Below are 21,312 nucleotides of genomic sequence, written 5' to 3' on the forward strand. Positions count from 1 at the left end.
GGACCCCACTGCCAAATGGTCGGCGACCAAGCAATCGCCGTCAATTGGACAATACTGGAAACGGCAAACGATTGCTGGATTTTTAGTTAAGTTGTCGCGTGTTTGTGGCCATGCGGCGGATACAGGTCCAGGGGGTCGGTGACCACATCCGCGATTGTGGACAGGCCGTCCGCCGTCGCCGCCCGGTAGAAGCAGGACCGTCGGCCGGTATGGCAGGCGACGCCGACCTGGTCGACCAGCAGCAGCAGGGTGTCGCCGTCGCAGTCCACCCGCATTTCGCGCAAGCGCTGCACCTGGCCCGAGGTGTCGCCCTTGCGCCAGAAGGACTGGCGCGAACGCGACCAGTAGCAGACCCGGCCGGTGGCCAGGGTCTCCGCCACGGATTGGGCGTTCATCCATGCCATCATCAGCACCTCGCCCGTGTCATGCTGCTGGGCGATGGCCGGCACCAGGCCGTTGGCGTCGAAGCGGATGGCGGCCACCGTCGCCTCGACCACGGAGGGGGGCAGGGGATAGGTGATATCGGTGCTCACGCGGTGGCTCCCCTCATGCGGTCCAGGCCCCGTTCCAGGTCGCGGATCAGGTCGTCGGCGTCCTCCAGGCCCGCGTGCAGGCGGACCAGGGTGCCGGTGCCGGTCCAGGGCGTGGCCGTGCGGATCTTGCGCGGGTCGGTGGGCAGGATCAGGGATTCGAACCCGCCCCAGCTGAAGCCGATGCCGAAGTGGGACATGCCGTCGACCAGGGCGGCGATGGCGGCGCGCGGCTGCCTCTTCAATTCCACCGTGAACAGCCCGCTGGATCCGGTGAAATCCCGCTTCCAGGTGTCGTGGCCGGGGCAGTCGGCGAAGGCCGGGTGCAGGACGCGCTGCACCTCGTCCCGCCCCTTCAACCAGCGGGCGATGGCCAGCGCCGTCTCCTGGTGGCGGGCCATGCGGGCGGCCAGGGTGCGCATGCCGCGCATGGCCAGATACAGGTCGTCGCCGCCCACGTTCTGGCCCAGCTGCAGGGCGGTGTCCTTCACCCGCTGCCAGGCCTCGCGCGTGCCGACAATGACACCCACGGTGGCGTCGGCATGACCCACGAAATACTTGGTGGCGGCGTGGATGACGACATCCGCGCCCAGGTCCAGCGGCTTGCTGCAAATGCCGGCCGACCAGGTGCTGTCCACCAGCACGGCCACGCCCTTGTCATGCGCGGCCCGGGATATGGCGGGGATGTCCTGCACCTCGAAGGTGAGGGACCCGGGGGATTCCAGCAGGATGGCCGTGGTCTCGGGCCGCAGCTTATGGCGGATGTCGGCGCCGATCAGCGGGTCGACATACTCCACGGTCACGCCCAGGCGCGTCAGCACCTTGTCGCAGAAATCGCGCGACGGGCCGTAGACCGTGTCGGCCACCAGCAGGTGGCCGCCGGCCTTGGCATAGGCCAGCAAGGCGGTGGTGACGGCGGCCAGGCCGGAACTGGCCACCACCGCGCGGTGCCCCCCCTCCAGCGCCGCCACCGCGTCCTCGAACGCCAGGCTGCTGGGGGTGGAGCGGCGGCCGTAGCGTGGCGCCCGATGCTCGGGATCGTGCCCCTCCAGCTCATCCAGGCAGGAGAACAGGATGGTGGACGCGCGATAGGGCGGCACGTTGACCACGCCGTAATTGTCCAGCGGGTTGCGGCCGGCATGGACCAGCAGGGTGGCGGGGTTTTTGTCGCCAGAGTCATTTGTGTCGTGGGACATGGGCGCCAAGTCATAAACGGAAATAGGCGGGCATCTTGGCACCGCCCCCGGCCCCAGGGAAGCGGCCCCGCCGCCGCGTCCCGTCATGCCTCCGTTGCGTTACAGCCCGTACAGGTAATCCACCGTCAGGTGGGCCAGGGTGCGGGCGCCCACGATCAGGCCGGACTCGTCCACGAAGAACTTGGGCGAGTGGTTCGACGCCGCCTTGGACAGGTCCGTCTCGGGCGGGGTGATGCCCACGAACAGGTACACGCCCGGCGCCTGCTGTTCATAGAAGGAGAAGTCCTCCGACGGGGTGACCTTGTCGATCAGCTTCACATGGTCCTTGCCCGCCACCCGCTGCAGGGTGGGGACGATCTTGGCCGTCAGTTCCGGGTTGTTGATGGTGACCGGGTAGCCCTTGATGATGTCCACGTCGGCGGTGGCGCCGGCGGATTCGGCGATACCGGCGACGGTGCGGCGCAGGCGCTTGTCGATGTCGGCGCGCATGCCTTCGTCAAAGGTGCGGATGGTGCCGTTCAGGGTCACCGTGTCGGGGATGATGTTGTTGCGGTTGCCACCATGGATGCTGCCCACGCTCAGGATGGACGGCTCCTTGATCACCTCCATCTGCCGGCTTTCGATGGTCTGCATCCCCAGCACGATCTGCGAGGCGGTGACGATGGGGTCGACACCGGTCCAGGGCAGGGCGCCATGGCTTTGCTTGCCGTGCACGGTGATGACGAACTCATCCGCCGCCGCCATGAAGGGGCCGGGGCGGTAGCCCACATCGCCGGCATGCAGGGTGGAGATGACGTGCACGCCGAAGACGGCGTCGGGCTTGGGGTTCTCGAACGCGCCTTCCTTCAGCATTTGCTCTGCGCCGCCGACCTCGCCCTTGGGCAAGCCTTCCTCGGCGGGCTGGAAGATGAACTTCACCGTCCCCGGCAACTGGTCCTTCATGCCGGCCAACACCTCGGCCACGCCCATCAGCATGGCGACGTGGGTGTCGTGGCCGCAGGCGTGCATCACGCCCACCTCCTGGCCGTTGTACTGGGTCTTGACCTTGGAGGCGAAGGGCACGTCCACCTGCTCCACCACCGGCAGGGCGTCCATGTCGGCGCGCAGGGCCACCACGGGGCCGGGCTTGCCGCCCTTCAGCACGGCGACCACGCCGGTCTTGGCGACGCCGGTGCGCACCTCCAGCCCCAGGCTCTTCAGATGCTTGGCCACCAGGGCGGCCGTGCGCGTCTCCTGGTTGCCCAGTTCGGGATGCTCATGGATGTCGCGGCGCCAGGCGATGATCTTGGGCTGTTCCACCGCGGCGCGGGTATCCACCGTGGCCTGCGCCGTCTCCCGATCGCCGGCGTGGGCGGGCAGGGCGGCGGCCATCAGGCCCACCACGCTCGTGCCCAAGGCCAACACCCAGCCGAAATGCCGCTTACCCATTGTCACCGCCCCTCTTGTTTCCCGCCATCGCCTTGATCCGGCGCGGCCTTGTGGGGGAAAGGGTACCTGTCCGCCCCGCGCGGGCCAGCCTGTGGCGGGCTTGTAAGGGCGCATGGCAGCTATGCGTGGTGGCAATTGACGGAAGGCGCCCTGGACGCCGGCTTGGGGCCAAGGGGTTCGGCCTTCTATCTTTTGCACCCGCTGCCCTATGGCGAAGGCGCCTCTTCCCCGCCGTCGGCGTTGTTGACACCGGTAACAAGCAAATGTAGCGTTATTACATAACGCAACCACCATAACGTGAAATTAATGAAGCCGGCGACAGGCCGGACCGCACCGGGGCGGGTACGGGTCGAGAAGACACCAAGGCCTTGTTTTTTCAAGGAGATGACCCATGACTGCAATGTCCAAATCCATTGCTTGCGCCCTTTTCGCCCTGGTCGGCCTGACCAGTGGTGCCGCTCTGGCCGCTGATGCCGGTCCCTGCGGTCCGGCCCCCACCCTATCGCTGAAGCGCCTGGACGCGCGGCCCGCCTCCATCAATGGTGACGCCTTCGTGGCCCAGGTGAACAGCTACGCCGCCAAGGCCAAGGCGCGGAGCGCCTGCCTGGCCAAGGTCGCCGCCAACAGCGGCACCACCAGCCCGGCCATGGCCCCGGCACCCTCCGGCGACTAAGCCCACTCCTGCCCGATAATTTCCGTCGATCAAGGCGACCGGCCGCGACCGGTCGCCTTTTTCGTTCCGCGCATGGCGGCCATGCGCGATGCGCTCATATGCGGATCAGAAGGATAATTCGCTTTTAGCGCAAGGGTTTCTGCCCATATGCCTGACTGATGATAGCGTTATCAGCGGCCAGGGGCGTTGTTGACACCCCAACGGGCCAATCGTACGGTTGTCGCGACGCACAATAAATAATGTGCGTTTGCGAAATGGCAGTTTCGCCAATCAATCCGCGGGGGAGGGCGCGACCGTCAAAGGCACAACCTTTCGCCATCGGAGAGATAACATGGCTTCCGTTTCCCGCGTCTTCGCCGCCCTGGTCCTGGGTGGCCTCATCACCGCCGCCCTTCCCGCCTCCGCCCAGTCCCTGGGTGTCGAGCGCGCCTGCGGCAAGGCGCCCGTGGCTCCCGTGAACCACCTGTCCGCCACCGCCTCGGCCGCCGACGTCAACGCCGCCACCGCCGAAGTCCGCGCCTATGGCAAGGCCGCCCAGGCCCGCCTGGCCTGCCTGGACGGCTTGAGCGCCCGCAGCGTCATCGCTTGGACGCCCGACGGCCGCGCCGCCATCGCCAACAGCTATGACCGCACCATCCATGACCTGAAGGCCGTGGCCCGCGACTTCGCCACCCTGCCGGCCGAGCAGGTGGCCGACACCGCCCGCTGATCAAGTCCATCGTCTCTCCGGCGGGGCGGGACGGCGGGGTTTGCCCCGTCCCCGCCTTACGCCGGCGGTGCTTGTACTGTCGGCATTTGATCGTGACCGTTCAAAGGCCGTCCCTCAATCGCCGGGCGGCCACATCCGTGGCCTGGGCTTCCTCGCGCTTCAGTCCGCTGACGCTTTCCGAAACCCTCCGGCGGCCGCAGTCGCGTCCTATGGCGACATGAGTTGAAATCTCATGCCGCTGGTATTACCCGGTTGGGGGCGTGTCCTGGGATGTCGCAACCGGGGACTGGGGGGCCTGGGGCTGGGGGGCCACGAGTTCCACGCCGGTCAGCACGGCAGCCCCCTCCGCTGCCTTGTCCTGGTGCCGGGCCGGCGGGATCATTTCCTCCGCCCGCGCGTGCAGGTCTGTCAAATCCTGGCTCAGCTGCTCCAGCGCGAAGGACAGGGTGTAGATCTGCCCCGTCACACCGCGTGGCAATTCCCGCAGCACACCCTCCGCCCGTAGGGTTTGCACCATGTCCAGATAGGCGTGGGTCGCGGCCTGCACCGGCTCGACGGGCGGTATCTGCCCTTGCCCATGCAGGGCCGAGGGCGCGCGCATGGCCATGGCGGCGTGGCGCAGGAACAGGACGCCTTGCCGGCGCACCTCCGCCTGCGGCCCCTCCAACCGCTGGGCGGCGGCCACGCCCGAGGGCGCGCGGTTGCTGGTGGCGCGGCCCACCATCACCAGGTCATGGCGCACGCGCGTCAGGGTGCGCACCAGGGGGGCCGGGTCGCGCTGGTCGCCCAGCCAGGTGCGGCGTTCCCGCTGCGCCTCTTCCGCCGCGGTGTCCAAGGGGCGCAGCGCCGCCCACAACTGGGCGTGGCGTTTGGACAGGCCCTGGCGCACGTCGTCGGCCAGGTCCGGGTCCAGCAGCACGTCCAGCATGTCGGCGCACAGGTCGGCCACCCGCGCGGCGGTGGTCAGCACCACGCCGTGGGCGCGGGCGGGAAACACGAACAGGGCCACGGCCAGGCCGATGACATTGCCGATGACGATCTCGAACACGCGGTCCAGCGCCAGCATGAAGGACGATTGCGTCCCTCCGCTGGAGGTCAGCAGCACGATGATGGCGGTGACGGGCGCAAGCTTGCACACCGGATAGCGGGCGGCCAGCCAGGCCAAGGGTGCCAGCGCCACGGCCAGGGTCAGGCACAAGTGCAACAGCGTGTCGTGCTGGCCGAAGGTGGCGACCAAGGCACCCCACGCGGCCCCGGACAACGTGCCCGCGAACCGGTCCAGCGCCGCCTTCAAAGAGCCGCCGATGCTGGCCTGCATGACCATGATGGCGGTGATGACGGCCCAGTAGCCCTGGGGCAGGTTGAACAGGCGGGCCATGGCCAGCGCCGCCGTGCCGGCGACGGTGACGCGGAAGGCCAATCGCACCTCAGGCGCACGCACGGCCGCCAACAGGCTCATGGGCTGCCCGCTGTGGGGCGGAAGGCCATGGGCCGGCGGGACGGGTCGCCGGCTTGCGGCGGCGCGCCCTCGGGCAGGGTCGAGCCAGCGGGCGCGGGGAGGGGCGCCGGCCGCGCCAACGGAATGTGCCGGGCGGCGCCCAGGGGCAGGACGCCGGCGCGCCGAGGGTCGTCGACGAACTTGCGCTCCTGGCGCAGGCGGCGAAAGCCGGCGCGCTGGTACAGCGGCAACGCCGCTGGGTGGTCGAAGCTGCAGGTGTTGATGGTCAGGCGGCGGACGCGCGGGCGTTCCCACACCCGACGCACCGCCCAGTCCAGCAGCCAGGGGCCCAGGCCCCGGCCGATGGCCCAGGGCATCAGGCCCAGGTAGTCGATGGCCACCGTGCCATCGGCCGGCAACAGGCGCCAATCCAGTTCTACAAAGCCGGCGGGCATGCCGTCGACATGGATCACATGCACCTCCACCTGCGGGTCGGCCAGCAACCGGGCCAGTTCACCCTGGTCCATGCGCCGCCGGATCTCCCACAGCCATGGCTCGCCGATCGTGTCGTAGAGGAATCGATAATAGGCCAGGGTGCAGTGCCGGGCCAAGACCGGACCGTGCACCCCTTCCGGCAGGGGCCGCGCCGGGCCCTCCGGCGGCTTGGCCATTTCCATGAAGGTGATCAGCACGGGCAGCTTGCCGGGCGGCGCCTCGCCCATCGCCCCCATGCCCATCCCTTGGCCTGTGTCCCTCGTGCCAACGTCCGCCATCGCCCCGGTCCCGCCTTCGGTGGTGGGACCAGCCTCCTGTGCAGCATTGCGTGCGGAATTGCAGGCGACGCGGCCCCTCAAGGGATGACACGCCGGACATTCCTGCAACCTTGCGGACCGGGGGATGCGGCAAAAACGCCCGTCTAAGGGTGGCGGGCCAGGGGAATGTGCGGTGCGGCCGACCGGGGCAGCAGGCCGGTCAGGCGCGGGTCGTCCACCAGCTTGTCCTCCGTCCGCAGGGCCTTGAAGCCCACGCGCTGGTACAGGCCCAGGGCCGATGGATGGTCGAAGGTGCAGGTGTTGACGGTCAGCCGCCGCACGGCCGGCTTGGTCCAGGCCAGCCGCACGCCCCAGTCCAGCAGCCAGGGGCCGATGCCCCGGCCGATGGCCCAGGGCATCAGCCCGAAATAGGCCACGTCCATGGCGCCGTCGCTGGACAACTTTTCCGCGTCCAGCTCGATATAGCCGGCGGGCACGCCCTGGACGGAGACGACGTGCACCTCCACCGCCGGGTCGGCCAGGATCTCGGCCAGGCGCTCCGGCGCCATGCGGCGGCGGTATTCCCACAGCCAGGGCTCCCCCACGGTGTCGTAGAGGAAGCGGTAGTAGGCGGTGGGGCAGTTCCGGGCATGCACCGGGCCGTCCACCCCGTCAGGCCGCGGCCGGGCAGGACCGGCGGGCGCCGCCGCCATCTCCAGATAGGTGACGGTGACGGGCAGCTTGCCCGCCGGCAGGTCGTCCGGCAGCGTCCAGGTCGCAAGCGCCATGGGTCGGGCCTCGGGTTGGGGTCGGGCCTCAGGCCGGACCGGTGGCGACAGGCAGGTCCGCCCGGCCGCCCCATTCCGTCCAGGACCCGTCATAGATGGCGACGTCCGGCTGGCCGATCTCATAGAGCGCCAGGGCCAGGATGGCGGCGGTCAGCCCGCTGCCGCAGCTGGTGACCAGGGGGCGGTTCACGTCCACGCCGGCGTCCTGGAAGCGCGCGGCCAGTTCATCCGGCGGCCGCAGGCGGCCGCCCGCGATCAGGTCGTTGAAAGGCACGTTGCGGCTGCCCGGGATGTGGCCGCCGCGCAAGCCGGCGCGCGGCTCCGGCGCCGTCGCCTCGAACCGGCCTTGCGAACGGGCGTCCACCACCTGTTCCACCTTGCGGTCGATGTTGGCCAGCACGGCGTCGGCGTTGCGCACCAGGGCGGGATTCAGGCGGGCGGCGATGGGGGCGCCGGCGGCCTTCGGTTGGGCGGGGCCCGCTTCGGTCGGCCGGCCCTCGGCCAGCCACTTGGGCAGGCCGCCGTCCAGGACATAGATGTTGTCGTGGCCGAACACGCGGAAGGTCCACCACACCCGCGCCGCGCTGAACAGGTCATAGACGTCGTAGACGACGACGGTGCTGTCGCGGCCGATGCCCAGGTCGGCCACGGCCTGGGCGAACACCTCGGCCGTGGGCAGCATGTGGGGCAGGGGGATGGTCTTGTCCGCGATGCCGTCGATGTCGAAGAAGACGGCGCCCGGGATGTGCTGGGTCGCGAACTCGGCCTTGGCCTCACGCGGGACGGCGGGCATGTGATAGCTGGCGTCGACCACCCGGATGTCCGGATCGTCCAGGTGCTGGGCCAGCCAGTCGGTGGTGACGAGGGCGCTTTTGTCCATGATGGTGTCCACCTTCTTTGACAGCCAGTCGGCTTTCACAGCCAGCCGGGAACGGGCAGGTTCCGTTCCCGCAGGAATTCCGGGTTGAACAGCTTGGACTGGTAGCGGGTGCCGAAGTCGCACAGGATCGTCACCACCGTATGGCCGGGTCCGAGGTCGCGCGCCACCCGGATGGCGGCGGCGACGTTGATGCCGCTGGATCCGCCCACCACCAGGCCTTGCGTCTTCACCAGGTCGAAGATGATGGGCAGGGCTTCCTCATCGGGGATCTGCACGGCGTCGTCGATGGGCGCGTCCAGCAGGTTGGCGGTGACGCGGCCCTGGCCGATGCCCTCGGTGATGGAGGTGCCGGAGGACACCAGTTCCCCCGTCTTCTTCCAGCTGTACAGCACGCTGCCCAGCGGGTCGGCCATCACGATGCGGACGCTGGGGTTGCGCTCCTTCAGGGCCAGGGCCACGCCGGCCAGGGTGCCGCCGGTACCCACGGCGCAGGTGAAGGCGTCGACCTTGCCGCCGGTCTGTTCCCAGATTTCCACGCCGGTGGTGGCGCGGTGGCCTTCGCGGTTGGCCAGGTTGTCGAACTGGTTGGCCCAGATGGCGCCGTTGGGCTCCGTCGCCGCCAACTCCTCCGCGATGCGGCGGCTGACATGGACGTAGTTGCCGGGGTCCTTGTAGGGCACGGCCGGCACCAGGCGCAGATCGGCGCCGATCAGGCGCAGCATGTCCTTCTTTTCCTGGCTCTGCGTCTCGGGCATGACGATGACCGTCTTGAAGCCCCAGGCGTTGCCCACCAAGGCCAGGCCGATGCCGGTATTGCCGGCGGTGCCCTCGACGATGGTGCCGCCGGGCTTCAGCGCGCCGCGCTTGAGGGCGTCCTGGATGATGGCCAGGGCCGCGCGGTCCTTCACCGACCCGCCGGGGTTCAGGAACTCGGCCTTGGCCAGGATGTCACAGCCCGTCGCCTTGGAGGCCGCTTCCAGCCGGATCAAGGGGGTATGGCCGATCGTTCCGATGAAACCGTCGCGTATGTCCAAGGCCGTCTTCCGTCGTGTCGAGGTGCGGGCGCCGCCAACGCGGCTCCGAAGAGATGTGCAAAGACTAGTGAGCCCGCGCGCGCCCTTCAAGCGCGGCCCCCGCATATTGGCGTTGAGCGGCGGGGAAACCACACCACCGCCGCTGGCAAACCCCGCCCGACCACCGCCCTCAAGCCCTGCCGATGGCCTTGTGTTCCGCGAATGGTAGCGGTAACTTTCCGGGCCTTGCTGCCGGTTCCTTACCGGAAAGCATAAAAAATATCGGGAGGATACATGCGTCGTTTGTTCGGTCTCACCCTGCCTGTCGTTGGCGCGCTCATGGCCGCCGGCTCCGCCTTGACCCCCGCCGCGGCGCAGGACAAGCCCCCCGAGACCGCCGTCCAGTCGCCCGCCCAAAACGGTGTGGCCCAGAATCCGGTGGCCCTCAACGGCAAGCATTTCCTGTCGCAGCCGCTGGTGACCGAGATTTACACGGCCGACCCTTCGGCGCATGTGTTCGACGGCAAGATCTACGTCTATCCCAGCCACGACATCGACGCCGGCATCCCCGACGACGATTTGGGCAGCCAGTACGCCATGCGCGACTATCGCGTCCTGTCCATGGACACGATCGGCGGCAAGGTGACGATCGGCGGCGTGGCGCTGTCGGTGGAGCAGGTTCCCTGGGCCAAGGAATTCATGTGGGCCCCGGATGCCGCGTACAAGAACGGCACCTATTACCTCTACTTCCCCGCCAAGGATAAGAAGGGCGTCTTCCACATCGGCGTCGCCACCAGCGACAAGCCCGCCGGCCCCTTCAAGGCGGAGGCGAAGCCCATTCCCGGCAGCTTCTCCATCGATCCCGCCGTGTTCACCGACGCCGATGGCGGCAGCTACATCTATTTCGGCGGCATCTGGGGCGGCCAGCTGCAGAAGTGGGCCAAGGGCCACTATGACGCCAGCGTCGGCGACACCGATCTGAAGCAGGACGACAAGCCGGCGCTGACCGCCAAGGTCGCCAAGCTGTCGCCGGACATGAAGACCTTCGCGGAAAAGCCGCGTGACGTCGTCATCCTGGGCCAGGACGGCAAGCCCCTGCTGGGCGGCGACCATGAGCGGCGCTTCTTCGAGGCGTCGTGGATGTACAAGCGCGGCGGCACCTACTATTTCACCTATTCCACCGGCGACACCCACTTCCTGGCCTATGCCACCGGCGACAACCCCTATGGCCCCTTCACGTACCAGGGCCACTTCCTGCTGCCGGTGCAGGGCTGGACCACCCACCACTCCATCGTGGATTGGGGCGGCAAGACCTGGCTGTTCTACGCCGACAACCAGCTGAGCGGCAAAAACCACCTGCGCAACGTCAAGGTGACCGAGTTGCACTTCAACGCCGACGGCTCCATCCAGACCGTCGATCCCTTCGTGCCCTGAGTGCGGAGTGGGGAGGGCGGGCGCCAGCCTGTCCTCCCCGGTTGCCCCCTAAGGGCGGGCGCGTGATATAAAGGCCGCCGACGTTCCGCAGCCGAAAGCCTGGTCCCATGGCCGTCCGCCGTTCCGAGATTTGCTACACCTGTCGCCATTGGCTGGGTGGCGGTGTGCGGGAGCGGGGGCCCAAGGGGCAGTGCCGGCGCTATCCGCCCGTGGTGACCGACCGGGCGCCGGCCGGCGTCTTCCCCACCACCCTGTCCACCGACTGGTGCGGGGAATGGCTGCGCAACGCCGGCGTCAAGCCGGACAGTGATCCCGGCCCGGACACGGATGAGGACGTGATGGTGGACGACCGCCCGCTGGCAGCGGTGCGCGCGGACGCGGCGGCGGCCAAGCAAGGCGGTTCCCGCCCCGGCAAGCAGCCCGCCCCGCCCCCGGGCGAGGGCAACCTCTACGACGACCTCTGAGGCGTCAGCGGTCCAGGAAGTCCAGCGCCGTCCTGTTGAAGGCGTCCGGCCGCTCGACGTGCACCAAATGGCCCACGCCGTCGAACACCACCACCTGGGCGTTGGGCATGGTGGCGGCGATGGCCTTGGCGTTGTCGGCGTTGCGGCCCATGCCGGCACCCAATTCCTTGGTGGTGTAGGGCTTGCCCGGCGCGTTGTGGTCGGCCGACCCCATGATGAACAGCGTGGGGGTGGCGATCAGCGGGTATTCGTGCACCACCGGCTGGTCGTGGATCATCTGGTAGGATTTGATGAAGGACTTCACCCAGCGCGGATACTCGCCGCTGGCCTTCAGCCGTTCGCGCAGGGTGACGAAGGGCTCGATATCCGCCACGGGACCGGAGAGGGAGTAGGTGTTCTTCAGGAAGTCGCGGTAGGCGTCCGTCGTCAGGGCGTATTCGCGGTCATAGAGGAAGGCGTCGCTGACCGGCGGCACGGTCAGGCGGTAATCCTCCAGCCCCACGGGCGCCTCCAGCACCAGGCGCCGCACGCGGCCGGGGTAGGTGCGGGTGAAGCGGGCGGCCAGCATGCCGCCGATGGAATGGCCCACCAGATCCACCTGCTTGATGCCCAGGCCGTCCAGCAGGGCCGCCGTGTTGGCGGCGAAGAAATCGAAGCTGTAGGGCAGGTCGGGCTTGGACGATTTGCCGAAGCCGATCTGGTCGGTGGCGATGACGCGATAGCCGTCAGCCGCGAAGGCGCGGATGACCGCGTCCCAATAGCTGGCGGGGAAGTTGCGACCGTGGAACAGCAGGGCCACGCGGCCATTGGGCCTGGCCGTCGGCGCCACGTCCATGTAGGCCTGGCGCAGGGTCTGCCCCTCCACCACGAACTCGAAATAACTGACGGGGAAGGGATAGGGCCATCCCTCCAACGCGATGCCGATGGGCTCCACCGTCGCTGGGGCGATGGTGGATGCCCCCGCCGTGGTGAAGACGGCGGAGCTGGCGGCCAGAACGGCCGCCAGGAGCAGCGGAAGCATGCGTCGCATGAAGGATGGCCCTTCCAGTATCAGGCGATGAAATCGACCACGCCGCCGTCCACGCGCAGGGCGGCGCCATTGGTGGCCGACGCCTGGGGGGAGCAGGCGTAGACCACCATGTTCGCCACCTCTTCCACCGTCGCCGTCCGCTGAATCAGCGAGGTCGGGCGGAAAGCGCGGACGAAATCGGCGCCGACCTCCTCGATCGGCTTGCCGGTCTTGGCCACCTGGTCCTTCAGCAGGGCCTCCACCCCTTCCGACAGGGTGGGGCCGGGCAACACGGCGTTGACGGTGACCTTGCTGCCGCGCGTCAGCTTGGCCAGGCCGCGCGACACCGCCAGCTGGGCTGTTTTGCTGAAGCCGTAATGGATCATGTCCTCCGGGATGTTCAGGCCGGATTCGGACGAGATGAAGATGATGCGGCCCTGGTTGCGCTCCAGCATGCCCTTGAGGTAGCCGCGCGACAGGCGCACGCCGGACAGGACGTTGACCTCGAATATGCGGGTCCAGTCTTCATCCGGCGTCTCGAAGAAGTCCTTGAGCTCGAAGATGCCAGCGTTGTTCACCAGGATGTCGGCCTGGGGCACGGCCTCCAGCAAGGCGGCGGCGCCCTCGGCGGTGCTGACGTCGGCGGCCACGCCGCGCGCGTCGGCGCCGGGCACCAGATCGTTCAGCTTGGCGACGGCGGCGGTGACGGTGGCCTGGCTGCGGCCGTTCAGGATGACGGACGCGCCGGCCTGGGCCAGGCCCAGGGCGATGGCGAAGCCGATGCCGGCGGTGGAACCGGTGACGATGGCCGTCTGGCCCTTCAAATCGATGTGCATGGTTTTGCTCTCTTTGTCGGGGAAAGTGGGCTGTCAGGGATGGGGCAGGCAGGGCGGAAGGGGCGGGGGGTCAGACCAGGGCGCCGCCGCCGTCCACATAGGTAACGCTGCCGGTCAGGTAGGGATTGACCATTCCGGCGATAATTTGAATGGCGAGGTCTTCGCCTTGGCCGGCCACACCGGCGGGCAGGCCCTTGGCGATGCCGGCCAGGCGGGCGGCCTTCTCCGCCGTGGGGGCGTCGCCCCAAAGTGGGGTGTCGACGAAGCCGGGGGAGACGGCGTTGACCCGCACCGGCGCCAGTTCCAGGGCCAGGCCCTTGGCCAGCGCCTCCAGCCCCGCGTTGATGGCGGCCTGCAGGGCGGCCCCCTTCTTGGGCCGGATGGCGAGGTAGCCGGTGACGAGGGTCAGCGAACCGCCCGGATTGATGGCGTCGGCCACCGTGGCGGCGCGCGCCACGCGGTAGGCGCCCCAGAACTTGGAATTCAGCGAGGCGTAGGCGTCGGCCAGCGGCATCTCCGCCACCGTGCCCCGGCTGGTGCTGGCGGCGGTGACGACGACATGGTCGTAGGTCTTGCCCACCTGGAAGAAGGCCGCGACGGCGGCGTCATCCAGCGTGTCCAGCGTGCGGCCCTGGGCCTGCTGGCCGATGGCGTCCACCGCCGCCGCCACCTTTTCCGCGCTGCGCGAGGCGATGGTGACCCGGGCGCCCAGCTTGGCGGCGGCGACCGCCGTGGCCAGGCCTATACCCGAGGAACCGCCAATGACCAGCACGTCCTTATTCGTAAGGTCGAACATTTGCATGCGTCCTTCTGCCAATGTTTGCATGGCCTTTGATGTAGCACCGGCTCGGGGCGGCAAGAATGGGCGCCGTTGCCAAAGCACTCTTTCCAAAACGTGAATAGTGCTTCCGCGACTGTCCCGTTTTTCGCGGGCGCGGGACGGGCGAGGGTGGGGACGACACGAAACAGATAGGCCGCCGACGGGATCTTTCCCCTGCGGCCTTTTATTAGGCCGGAGTGCTTTCCCATGCCGCTTCCCCTCTTCGCCCTGGCCGCCGCGGCCTTCGCCATCGGCACCACGGAATTCGTCATCATGGGTCTGCTGCCCGACGTGGCGGTGGACCTCGGCGTCTCCATCCCCATGGCGGGCCTGCTCATCTCCGGCTACGCCCTGGGCGTGGTGGTGGGCGCCCCCATCCTGACCCTGACCACCGGCCGGCTGCCGCGCAAAACGCTGCTGGTCGGCCTCATGGCCCTGTTCATCGTGGGCAACGCGATGGCGGCGGTGTCCACCAGCTACACCATGCTGATGGTGGCGCGTATCGTCGCCAGCTTCACCCACGGGTCCTTCTTCGGCATCGGTTCCGTCGTCGCGGCCAGCCTGGTGCCGGCGGAACGGCGGGCCAGCGCCATCGCCCTGATGTTCACCGGCCTGACCCTGGCCAACATCCTGGGCGTGCCGCTCGGCACCCTGGTCGGCCAGCATTTCGGCTGGCGCGCCACCTTCTGGGCCGTGGCCGGGCTGGGCCTGGCGGCGGCGCTGGCGGTGGCCGCGCTGGTGCCCCCGGTGGCCGCCTCGGAACAGGGCAGCCTGGGGCGGGAGGTCGCGGTGCTGAAACGGCCGGCCGTGCTGGTGGCCCTGGCCACCACGGTGTTGGGCTTCGGCGGCGTCTTCGTGGTCTTCACCTACATCACCCCCATCCTGGAGCATGCCGCCGGCCTGTCGCCCACCGGCGTCACCAGCGCCCTGCTGGTCTTCGGCCTGGGGCTGACCCTGGGCAACGTGCTGGGCGGCAAGCTGGCCGACCGGGCCCTGATGCCCGCCCTGGTGGGCGTGCTGGCCCTGCTGGGCCTGATCCTGGCCGGCTTCTCCCTCACCATGCACAACCCGGTCGCCGCCATCGCCACCCTGTTCGTCTGGGGCATGGCCGCCTTCGCCACCGTGCCGCCCTTGCAGATGCGGGTGCTGGAAAAGGCCGGCGACGCCCCCAACCTCGCGGCATCCCTCAACATCGGCGCCTTCAACCTGGGCAACGCCGGCGGCGCCTTCCTGGGTGGCCTGGTGATCGACGGCGGCCTGGGCTATGAGGCGGTGGCCTACGCCGGGGCCGCCGTTGCGGCCGGCGGCCTGCTGCTGGCCTTGCTGGGCTGGGTCCAGGACCGGCGGGCGGCGACCAGCCTGGAGGCGGCGGCGTCTTGCTGAGCCGGCCCCTGGCTGGTGGCGTGAACAGGGCTGGTCCAACGCGGTCTGGACCGGCCCTCCACCCATTCTCCACAAAACTCGGATAACCCCTCTCGGAACCATCGGCCACTTTGCTATCTTGCTTCGGTTCCCTGGGAGCGTGTAGCAACCGGGGGTAGTGACCGGACATGGCCGCCGTAACCGTCAGGATGACGCCCGAGATGTTGAAGCGATTGAGTTTTGCGGCCCTGGTGGGCAGCGCCCTTTTGGCCCTGACGGCGTGCGGGAAAAAGCAGGAACAGGCGGCCCCGCCGCCGCAACAGGTTGGCTACGTCGTCCTGCACACCCAGGCGGTGCCGCTGCGCGCGGAGCTAGCCGGCCGCACCAGCGCCTATCGCGTCTCCGACGTGCGGCCCCAGGTGGCCGGCATCATCCAGAAGCGCCTGTTCGAGGAAGGCGCCATGGTCCAGGCGGGCCAACTGCTGTACCAGATCGACCCGGCGCCCTATGAGGCCGCCTACGAGCAGGCCCAGGGCACCCTGGCCAACGCCGAGGCCAACCTGATCAGCCTGAAATCCAAGGCCGAGCGCTATGGCGAGCTGGTGAAGGTCGAGGGCGTCAGCAAGCAGGATTACGACGACGCCCGCGCCGCCTACCAGCAGGGGCAGGCCACCATCATCGCCGACAAGGCGGCGGTGAAGGCCGCCAAGGTCAACCTGGACTACACCCGCATCACCGCCCCCATCAGCGGCCGCATCGGCCGGTCCAGCATCACCGAGGGCGCGCTGGTGACGGCGGACCAGACGACGGCGCTGGCCACCATCACCCAGCTGGACCCCATCTACGTCGACATCACCCAGTCCAGCATGGAGATGACGTCGCTGAAGCGGCGCCTGGTCTCCGGCGGTCTGGGCAAGGCCGACGCGGCTGTGACCCTGAAGCTGGAGGACGGCACCGCCTACGCCACGCCCGGCACGCTGAAGTTCGCCGAGGTGTCGGTGGACCAGGAGTCCGGTGCCGTGACCCTGCGCGCCATGTTCCCCAACCCGCAGGAGATGCTGCTGCCCGGCATGTACGTCCGCACCATGGTGGAGCAGGGGGTGATGCCCGACGCCATCCTGGCGCCGCAGCAGGGCGTGTCGCGCAACCCCAAGAGCGAGCCCATCGCCCTGGTGGTGACGGCCGACAACAAGGTGGAGCAACGGTCGCTGACCGTGGACCGCACGGTGGGCGACAAGTGGCTGGTGACCGACGGCCTGAAGGACGGCGACCGTCTGATCGTCGAGGGCTCGCTGAAGGTCAAGGCCGGCCAGACGGTGACGCCGGTGGAGGTGACCCTGTCTGCCAAGGCGGCCCCCGCCGGCGACGCACCCACTGGCGGCGTGCCCGCCCCCGGCAACGGGAAATAAGCCGCCATGTTCGCACGCTACTTCATCGACCGGCCCATCTTCGCCTGGGTCATCGCCATCGTCATCATGCTGTTCGGCGTGCTGGCCATCTTCACCTTGCCGATCTCGCAATATCCCGACATCGCGCCGCCGTCGGTCTCCATCAGCGCTTCCTACCCCGGCGCGTCGGCCGAGGCGGTGGAAAGCAGCGTGGTGCAGGTGCTGGAACAGCAGCTGACCGGCATCGACCACCTGCTGTACTTCAGCTCCAGCAGCAGTTCCAACGGCAGCGCCAGCATCAGCGTCACGTTCGAGCAGGGCACCAACCCCGACGTGGCCCAGGTGCAGGTGCAGAACAAGGTGTCCCAGGCCACCAGCCGCCTTCCGACCCAGGTGCAGCAGCAGGGCATCACCGTCGCCAAGGCGCAGACCGACTTCCTGATGGTGGTCTCCGTCTATGACGAGACGGACAAGGCCACCAGCGCCGACGTGGCCGACTTCCTGGTCAGCAACCTGCAGGATCCGCTGAGCCGTGTGAACGGCGTGGGCACCACCCGCGTCTTCGGTTCGCAGTACGCCATGCGCATCTGGCTGGACCCGCACAAGCTGCACAGCTACGGCCTGATGCCGTCGGACATCGAAAACGCCATCCAGGCGCAGAACACCCAGGTGACGGCGGGTGAGATCGGTGCTCGGCCCTCCGCCGACACCCAGCAGCTGAACGCCACCGTCACCGCCATGTCGCGGCTGCAGACGCCGGACCAGTTCCGCAAGATCATCGTCAAGACGCTGACCAACGGCGCCACCGTGCACCTCAGCGACGTGGCGCGGGTGGAACTGGGCAACGAGGACTACAGCGTCAGCACCCGGCTGAACGGCCACCCGGCCTCGGGCATGGCCCTGCAGCTGGCCTCCGGCGCCAACGCCATGAAGACCGCCGCCGCCGTGAAGGCCAAGGTGGAGGCGATGGCCCACAACTTCCCCGCCGGTTACAAGATCGCCTATCCCCGCGACAGCACCGCCTTCGTGAAGCTGTCCATCCACGAGGTGATCAAGACCCTGATCGAGGCCATCATCCTGGTGGTCATCGTGATGTTCGTCTTCCTGCAAAGCTGGCGCGCCGTGCTGGTCCCGGCCATCGCCGTGCCCGTGGTGCTGCTGGGCACCTTCGGCGTGCTGTCGGCGGCCGGCTACTCCATCAACACCCTGACCCTGTTCGCCATGGTGCTGGCCATCGGCCTGCTGGTGGACGACGCCATCGTCGTGGTGGAGAACGTCGAGCGCATCATGCGCGAGGACAAGCTGTCGGCCTATGAGGCCACCGCGAAGTCCATGACCGAGATCACCGGCGCCCTGGTGGGCATCGCCATGGTGCTGTCGGCCGTGTTCCTGCCCATGGCCTTCTTCGGCGGGTCCGTCGGCGTGATCTACCGCCAGTTCTCCATCACCATCGTGTCGGCCATGGCCCTGTCGGTGGTGGTGGCCCTGGTGCTGTCGCCGGCCCTGTGCGCCACGCTGCTGAAGGCCAACGGCCACGCCCATACCAAGGGCCTGGCCGGCTGGTTCAACCGCAATTTCGACCGGGGGCAGGAGGGCTACGCCCGCCGCCTGGGCGGCATCGTCGGCCGCCCCGCGCTGTTCATGCTGGCCTACGGCGTCATCGTCGGCGCCATGGCCCTGCTGTTCGTGCGCCTGCCCACCAGCTTCCTGCCCGATGAGGACCAGGGCAGCGTCATGGTGCAGTACACCTTGCCCGTGGGCGCCACCTACGCCCGCACCGACCAGGTGTCCCGCGCCATCGAAAAGTACTTCATGGAGAATGAGAGCGGCACGGTGCGCGCCCTGTTCACCGTGGCGGGCTTCAGCTTCGCGGGATCGGGCCAGAACGCCGGCATGGCCTTCCTGGCGCTGAAGGACTGGAGCGACCGGCCGGGGGCGGAGCACCGGGCCCAGGCCATCGCCGCCCGCGCCACGAAAAGCCTGTCCAGCATCCGCGACGCGCAGATCTTCTCCCTCATCCCGCCGTCCATCCAGGGCCTGGGGCAGTCCAACGGCTTCGACATGTGGCTGCAGGACAACGGCACCCTGGGTCATGCCGGCCTGATGGGCGCCCGCAACCAGCTGCTGGGCCTGGCGGCGCAGGAAAAGACCCTGCAGGCCGTCCGTCCCAACGGCCTGGATGACACGCCGCAGCTGAAGATCGACATCGACCATGCCAAGGCGACCGCGCTGGGTCTATCCATCGGCGACATCACCAGCACGCTCAGCGGCGCCTGGGGGGCGAATTACGTCAACGACTTCATCGACCGCGGCCGCGTGAAGCGCGTCTACGTCCAGGGCGACGCGCCCTACCGCTCGGCGCCCGAGGATCTGGGGGCCTGGTACGTCACGGGGTCCAACGGCACCATGGCGCCCTTCACCGCCTTCGCCCAGGCGCGCTGGGAGATGGGCCCGCCGCAGCTGCAGCGCTTCAACGGCCTGGCCGCCCTGGAAATCCAGGGCGCCGCCGCCGGCGAGACCAGCTCTGGCGATGCCATGAACACCATGGAAAAGCTGGCGGCCCAGCTGCCGCCGGGCACCAGCCTGTCGTGGACCGGCCTGTCCTACCAGGAACGGCTGTCCAGCGGCCAGGCGCCCATGCTGTACGCCCTGTCCATCCTGGTGGTCTTCCTCTGCCTGGCCGCCCTGTATGAAAGCTGGTCCATCCCGGTGTCGGTGCTGCTGGTCATCCCGCTGGGCGTCCTGGGCGCCGTCACGGCGGCCACCCTGCGGGGCCTCAGCAACGACATCTATTTCCAGGTGGGCCTGCTGACCACCATCGGCCTGTCCGCCAAGAACGCCATCCTGATCGTGGAGTTCGCGGAGGCGGCGGAGAAGCGCGGCGTGCCCACGGTGCAGGCCGCCATCGAGGGCGCGCGCCTGCGCCTGCGGCCCATCCTGATGACATCGCTGGCCTTCGTGGCGGGCGTGCTGCCGCTGGCCCTGGCCACGGGCGCGGGGGCCGGCAGCCAGAACGACATCGGCACCGGCGTGGTCGGCGGCGTCATCTCCGCCACCGTGCTGGCCATCTTCTTCGTGCCCCTGTTCTACGTCCTGGTGCGCAAGCTGTTCGGCGGCGACCTGGCCGCCAAGCATGGTGGCGCCAAAGACGACCTGACGTCGGAGGGCGTGTGATGACGCGCTGGTTGATGCGGAGCACGACCTCCCTTCTGGCCCTGGGCCTGCTGGCCGGCTGCATCTCGCTGGACCCGGACTACCAGCGCCCGTCGGCCCCGGTGCCAGCCGCCTGGCCGCAGGGGGCCGCCTATGCCCCGCCGCCCGCCGCCGCGGCGCCGGTGGCGGAGACGGGCTGGCAGGACTTCTTCGTCGACGCCGACCTGCGCGCCGTCGTCGGCCAGGCGCTGGACAACAATCGCGACCTGCGGGTGGCGGTGCAGAACGTGCTGGCCGCCCGGGCCAAGTACCAGGTGCAGGACGCGGCGCGGCTGCCGACGGTGGACGCCTCGGCCAGCGGCGGCTACAGCCGCACCGGGGCCGGGTCCAACCGGCAGGAGACCAAGTCCCTGTCCGCCGGCATCGGCGTCAGCGCCTTCGAGGCCGACCTGTTCGGCCGCGTCGCCAGCCTGACGCGGGCGGACCTGGAAACCTACCTGGCGGAGGAGGAGACGGCGCGGGCCACCCGCATCAGCCTGATTTCCGAGGTCGCCACCGCCTACATCACCTACGCCGCCGACAAGAGCCTGCTGCGCATCGCGCAACAGACCATGGACAGCGCCCAGCATTCCGCCGACGTGACGCGCAAGCGCCTCAGCAACGGCGTCGCCACCCGGCTGGACGCGGCGGAGGCCGATACCATCTACCAGACGGCGCGGGCGGACGTCGCCAATTACACCACCCTGGTGGCGCAGGACCTGAACGCGCTGGAGACGCTGACCGGCGCGCCGGTGGACCCCGCCCGCCTGCCGGACGGCATCGAGGGCCGCACCTTCACCCTGGCGGCCCTGCCGGCGGGGATGAGCAGCGACGTGCTGCTGAACCGGCCGGACGTGCTGTCGGCGGAACACAGCCTGAAGTCGGCCAACGCCAACATCGGCGCCGCCCGCGCCGCCTTCTTCCCCACCGTCAGCCTGACGACGGCGGCGGGCTTCGCCAGCAAGGCCTTCGGCAACCTGTTCCAGGCCCAGTCGCAATCGCTGAGCTTCACGCCCTCGGTCTCGGTGCCCATCTTCGACAACGGCGCCAACCAGGCCAACCTGGACTATGCCAAGGCCACGCGGCAGGCGGCGGTGGCCACCTATGAGAAGACCATCCAGACCGCGTTCAAGGAGGTGGCGAACGCCCTGGCCCGCCGCGGCACCATCGCCGATCAGCTGGACGCCCAGCAGGCCAAGGTGCGCAGCGCCCAGACCAGCTACGACTTGTCGCAGGCCCGTTACAAGCAGGGGGCGGACAGCTATCTGAACGCCCTGGACGCCCAGCGCACCCTCTATTCCGCGCAGCAGACCCTGGTGTCGGTGCAACTGACGGACGCCGGTAACCTGGTCACGCTGTACCAGGTGCTGGGGGGCGGGGTGAAATAGGAAGGGGACGGG

19 protein-coding genes are annotated in these 21,312 nt (G+C 68.8%); 8 read left to right on the forward strand and 11 right to left on the reverse strand.

Going from position 1 to position 21,312, the window contains the following annotated elements:
- Positions 1-86: 86 nt before the first annotated feature.
- From hisI to UAJ10_RS24080, 3 genes are all read right to left on the reverse strand, one after another.
- A complete protein-coding gene (gene hisI / locus UAJ10_RS24070; protein ID WP_416235418.1) occupies positions 87-509 on the reverse strand; it encodes a phosphoribosyl-AMP cyclohydrolase in 423 nt (140 codons plus the stop codon).
- A 20-nt stretch (positions 510-529) separates the two neighbouring features.
- Positions 530-1,726 (reverse strand): cystathionine beta-lyase, encoded by a 1,197-nt coding sequence (metC, locus tag UAJ10_RS24075; protein WP_322917786.1) that lies wholly within the window; start codon positions 1,724-1,726, stop codon positions 530-532.
- Between the two features lie 99 nt (positions 1,727-1,825).
- Complete coding sequence (locus UAJ10_RS24080) at positions 1,826-3,154, reverse strand: amidohydrolase (protein WP_322917787.1); 1,329 nt, start codon at positions 3,152-3,154, stop codon at positions 1,826-1,828.
- Between the two features lie 391 nt (positions 3,155-3,545).
- Between UAJ10_RS24080 and UAJ10_RS24085 the strand changes: the two genes are divergently transcribed.
- Both UAJ10_RS24085 and UAJ10_RS24090 read left to right on the forward strand, forming a co-directional pair.
- Positions 3,546-3,827: a hypothetical protein gene (locus tag UAJ10_RS24085; RefSeq protein ID WP_322917788.1), complete on the forward strand. Its 282-nt coding sequence runs from the start codon at positions 3,546-3,548 to the stop codon at positions 3,825-3,827.
- Between the two features lie 331 nt (positions 3,828-4,158).
- Positions 4,159-4,536: a hypothetical protein gene (locus tag UAJ10_RS24090; protein ID WP_322917789.1), complete on the forward strand. Its 378-nt coding sequence runs from the start codon at positions 4,159-4,161 to the stop codon at positions 4,534-4,536.
- A gap of 244 nt (positions 4,537-4,780) precedes the next feature.
- Here the strand turns inward: UAJ10_RS24090 and UAJ10_RS24095 are convergent, their stop codons facing one another.
- The 5 genes from UAJ10_RS24095 to UAJ10_RS24115 form a co-directional block, all read right to left on the reverse strand.
- Positions 4,781-5,995: an FUSC family protein gene (locus tag UAJ10_RS24095; protein WP_322917790.1), complete on the reverse strand. Its 1,215-nt coding sequence runs from the start codon at positions 5,993-5,995 to the stop codon at positions 4,781-4,783.
- Positions 5,992-6,705, reverse strand: a complete 714-nt coding sequence (locus UAJ10_RS24100; RefSeq protein ID WP_322917791.1) for a GNAT family N-acetyltransferase — start codon at positions 6,703-6,705, stop codon at positions 5,992-5,994. Before UAJ10_RS24100 ends, UAJ10_RS24095 begins: the two co-directional genes overlap by 4 nt.
- Positions 6,706-6,890: 185 nt before the next feature.
- On the reverse strand, positions 6,891-7,514 hold the full coding sequence (locus UAJ10_RS24105; RefSeq protein WP_322917792.1) for a GNAT family N-acetyltransferase: 624 nt from the start codon (positions 7,512-7,514) through the stop codon (positions 6,891-6,893).
- 28 nt (positions 7,515-7,542) lie between these two features.
- Positions 7,543-8,394, reverse strand: a complete 852-nt coding sequence (sseA, locus tag UAJ10_RS24110; RefSeq protein WP_322917793.1) for a 3-mercaptopyruvate sulfurtransferase — start codon at positions 8,392-8,394, stop codon at positions 7,543-7,545.
- A gap of 35 nt (positions 8,395-8,429) precedes the next feature.
- Positions 8,430-9,428: a cysteine synthase A gene (locus UAJ10_RS24115; RefSeq protein ID WP_322917794.1), complete on the reverse strand. Its 999-nt coding sequence runs from the start codon at positions 9,426-9,428 to the stop codon at positions 8,430-8,432.
- Positions 9,429-9,701: 273 nt separating this feature from the next.
- Between UAJ10_RS24115 and UAJ10_RS24120 the strand changes: the two genes are divergently transcribed.
- Together UAJ10_RS24120 and UAJ10_RS24125 are read left to right on the forward strand one after the other, a co-directional pair.
- Complete coding sequence (locus tag UAJ10_RS24120; protein ID WP_322917795.1) at positions 9,702-10,841, forward strand: glycoside hydrolase family 43 protein; 1,140 nt, start codon at positions 9,702-9,704, stop codon at positions 10,839-10,841.
- A 107-nt stretch (positions 10,842-10,948) separates the two neighbouring features.
- Entirely contained in the window at positions 10,949-11,305 is a 357-nt protein-coding gene (locus tag UAJ10_RS24125; RefSeq protein ID WP_322917796.1) for a hypothetical protein, read from the forward strand.
- A gap of 4 nt (positions 11,306-11,309) precedes the next feature.
- Here UAJ10_RS24125 and UAJ10_RS24130 read toward each other — a convergent pair whose 3' ends face one another.
- The 3 genes from UAJ10_RS24130 to UAJ10_RS24140 form a co-directional block, all read right to left on the reverse strand.
- On the reverse strand, positions 11,310-12,335 hold the full coding sequence (locus tag UAJ10_RS24130; protein WP_322917797.1) for an alpha/beta hydrolase: 1,026 nt from the start codon (positions 12,333-12,335) through the stop codon (positions 11,310-11,312).
- A 20-nt stretch (positions 12,336-12,355) separates the two neighbouring features.
- The gene (locus UAJ10_RS24135; RefSeq protein WP_322917798.1) at positions 12,356-13,150 is read right to left on the reverse strand and encodes an SDR family NAD(P)-dependent oxidoreductase; all 795 of its coding nucleotides are present in this window, start codon (positions 13,148-13,150) and stop codon (positions 12,356-12,358) included.
- Positions 13,151-13,220: 70 nt separating this feature from the next.
- Positions 13,221-13,946 carry an SDR family oxidoreductase gene (locus tag UAJ10_RS24140; protein ID WP_322917799.1) on the reverse strand — a complete coding sequence of 242 codons (726 nt, stop codon included), beginning with the start codon at positions 13,944-13,946 and terminating at the stop codon, positions 13,221-13,223.
- A gap of 231 nt (positions 13,947-14,177) precedes the next feature.
- Here UAJ10_RS24140 and UAJ10_RS24145 point away from each other — a divergent pair, with 231 nt between their 5' ends.
- The 4 genes from UAJ10_RS24145 (at position 14,178) to UAJ10_RS24160 (ending at position 21,300) form a co-directional block, all read left to right on the forward strand.
- Complete coding sequence (locus tag UAJ10_RS24145) at positions 14,178-15,353, forward strand: MFS transporter (protein WP_322917800.1); 1,176 nt, start codon at positions 14,178-14,180, stop codon at positions 15,351-15,353.
- Between the two features lie 200 nt (positions 15,354-15,553).
- A complete protein-coding gene (locus tag UAJ10_RS24150) occupies positions 15,554-16,741 on the forward strand; it encodes an efflux RND transporter periplasmic adaptor subunit (protein ID WP_322917801.1) in 1,188 nt (395 codons plus the stop codon).
- 6 nt (positions 16,742-16,747) lie between these two features.
- Positions 16,748-19,894 carry an efflux RND transporter permease subunit gene (locus UAJ10_RS24155; protein WP_322917802.1) on the forward strand — a complete coding sequence of 1,049 codons (3,147 nt, stop codon included), beginning with the start codon at positions 16,748-16,750 and terminating at the stop codon, positions 19,892-19,894.
- Positions 19,894-21,300 (forward strand): efflux transporter outer membrane subunit, encoded by a 1,407-nt coding sequence (locus UAJ10_RS24160; protein WP_322917803.1) that lies wholly within the window; start codon positions 19,894-19,896, stop codon positions 21,298-21,300. Before UAJ10_RS24155 ends, UAJ10_RS24160 begins: the two co-directional genes overlap by 1 nt.
- The last annotated feature ends 12 nt before the right edge of the window (positions 21,301-21,312 follow it).

Origin of the sequence: Nitrospirillum guaranorum, from assembly GCF_034653275.1 — a bacterium.
GTDB lineage: Bacteria > Pseudomonadota > Alphaproteobacteria > Azospirillales > Azospirillaceae > Nitrospirillum.

Excerpts from the sequence above, each read along its gene's own strand:
- metC (WP_322917786.1), bottom strand. The coding sequence starts at position 1,726 with ATGTCCCACGACACAAATGACTCTGGCGACAAAAACCCCGCCACCCTG.
- UAJ10_RS24080 (WP_322917787.1), bottom strand. The coding sequence starts at position 3,154 with ATGGGTAAGCGGCATTTCGGCTGGGTGTTGGCCTTGGGCACGAGCGTG.
- UAJ10_RS24085 (WP_322917788.1), top strand. The coding sequence starts at position 3,546 with ATGACTGCAATGTCCAAATCCATTGCTTGCGCCCTTTTCGCCCTGGTC.
- UAJ10_RS24090 (WP_322917789.1), top strand. The coding sequence starts at position 4,159 with ATGGCTTCCGTTTCCCGCGTCTTCGCCGCCCTGGTCCTGGGTGGCCTC.
- UAJ10_RS24095 (WP_322917790.1), bottom strand. The coding sequence starts at position 5,995 with ATGAGCCTGTTGGCGGCCGTGCGTGCGCCTGAGGTGCGATTGGCCTTC.
- UAJ10_RS24100 (WP_322917791.1), bottom strand. The coding sequence starts at position 6,705 with ATGGGGGCGATGGGCGAGGCGCCGCCCGGCAAGCTGCCCGTGCTGATC.
- UAJ10_RS24105 (WP_322917792.1), bottom strand. The coding sequence starts at position 7,514 with ATGGCGCTTGCGACCTGGACGCTGCCGGACGACCTGCCGGCGGGCAAG.
- sseA (WP_322917793.1), bottom strand. The coding sequence starts at position 8,394 with ATGGACAAAAGCGCCCTCGTCACCACCGACTGGCTGGCCCAGCACCTG.
- UAJ10_RS24120 (WP_322917795.1), top strand. The coding sequence starts at position 9,702 with ATGCGTCGTTTGTTCGGTCTCACCCTGCCTGTCGTTGGCGCGCTCATG.
- UAJ10_RS24125 (WP_322917796.1), top strand. The coding sequence starts at position 10,949 with ATGGCCGTCCGCCGTTCCGAGATTTGCTACACCTGTCGCCATTGGCTG.
- UAJ10_RS24130 (WP_322917797.1), bottom strand. The coding sequence starts at position 12,335 with ATGCGACGCATGCTTCCGCTGCTCCTGGCGGCCGTTCTGGCCGCCAGC.
- UAJ10_RS24135 (WP_322917798.1), bottom strand. The coding sequence starts at position 13,150 with ATGCACATCGATTTGAAGGGCCAGACGGCCATCGTCACCGGTTCCACC.
- UAJ10_RS24140 (WP_322917799.1), bottom strand. The coding sequence starts at position 13,946 with ATGTTCGACCTTACGAATAAGGACGTGCTGGTCATTGGCGGTTCCTCG.
- UAJ10_RS24145 (WP_322917800.1), top strand. The coding sequence starts at position 14,178 with ATGCCGCTTCCCCTCTTCGCCCTGGCCGCCGCGGCCTTCGCCATCGGC.
- UAJ10_RS24150 (WP_322917801.1), top strand. The coding sequence starts at position 15,554 with ATGTTGAAGCGATTGAGTTTTGCGGCCCTGGTGGGCAGCGCCCTTTTG.
- UAJ10_RS24155 (WP_322917802.1), top strand. The coding sequence starts at position 16,748 with ATGTTCGCACGCTACTTCATCGACCGGCCCATCTTCGCCTGGGTCATC.
- UAJ10_RS24160 (WP_322917803.1), top strand. The coding sequence starts at position 19,894 with ATGACGCGCTGGTTGATGCGGAGCACGACCTCCCTTCTGGCCCTGGGC.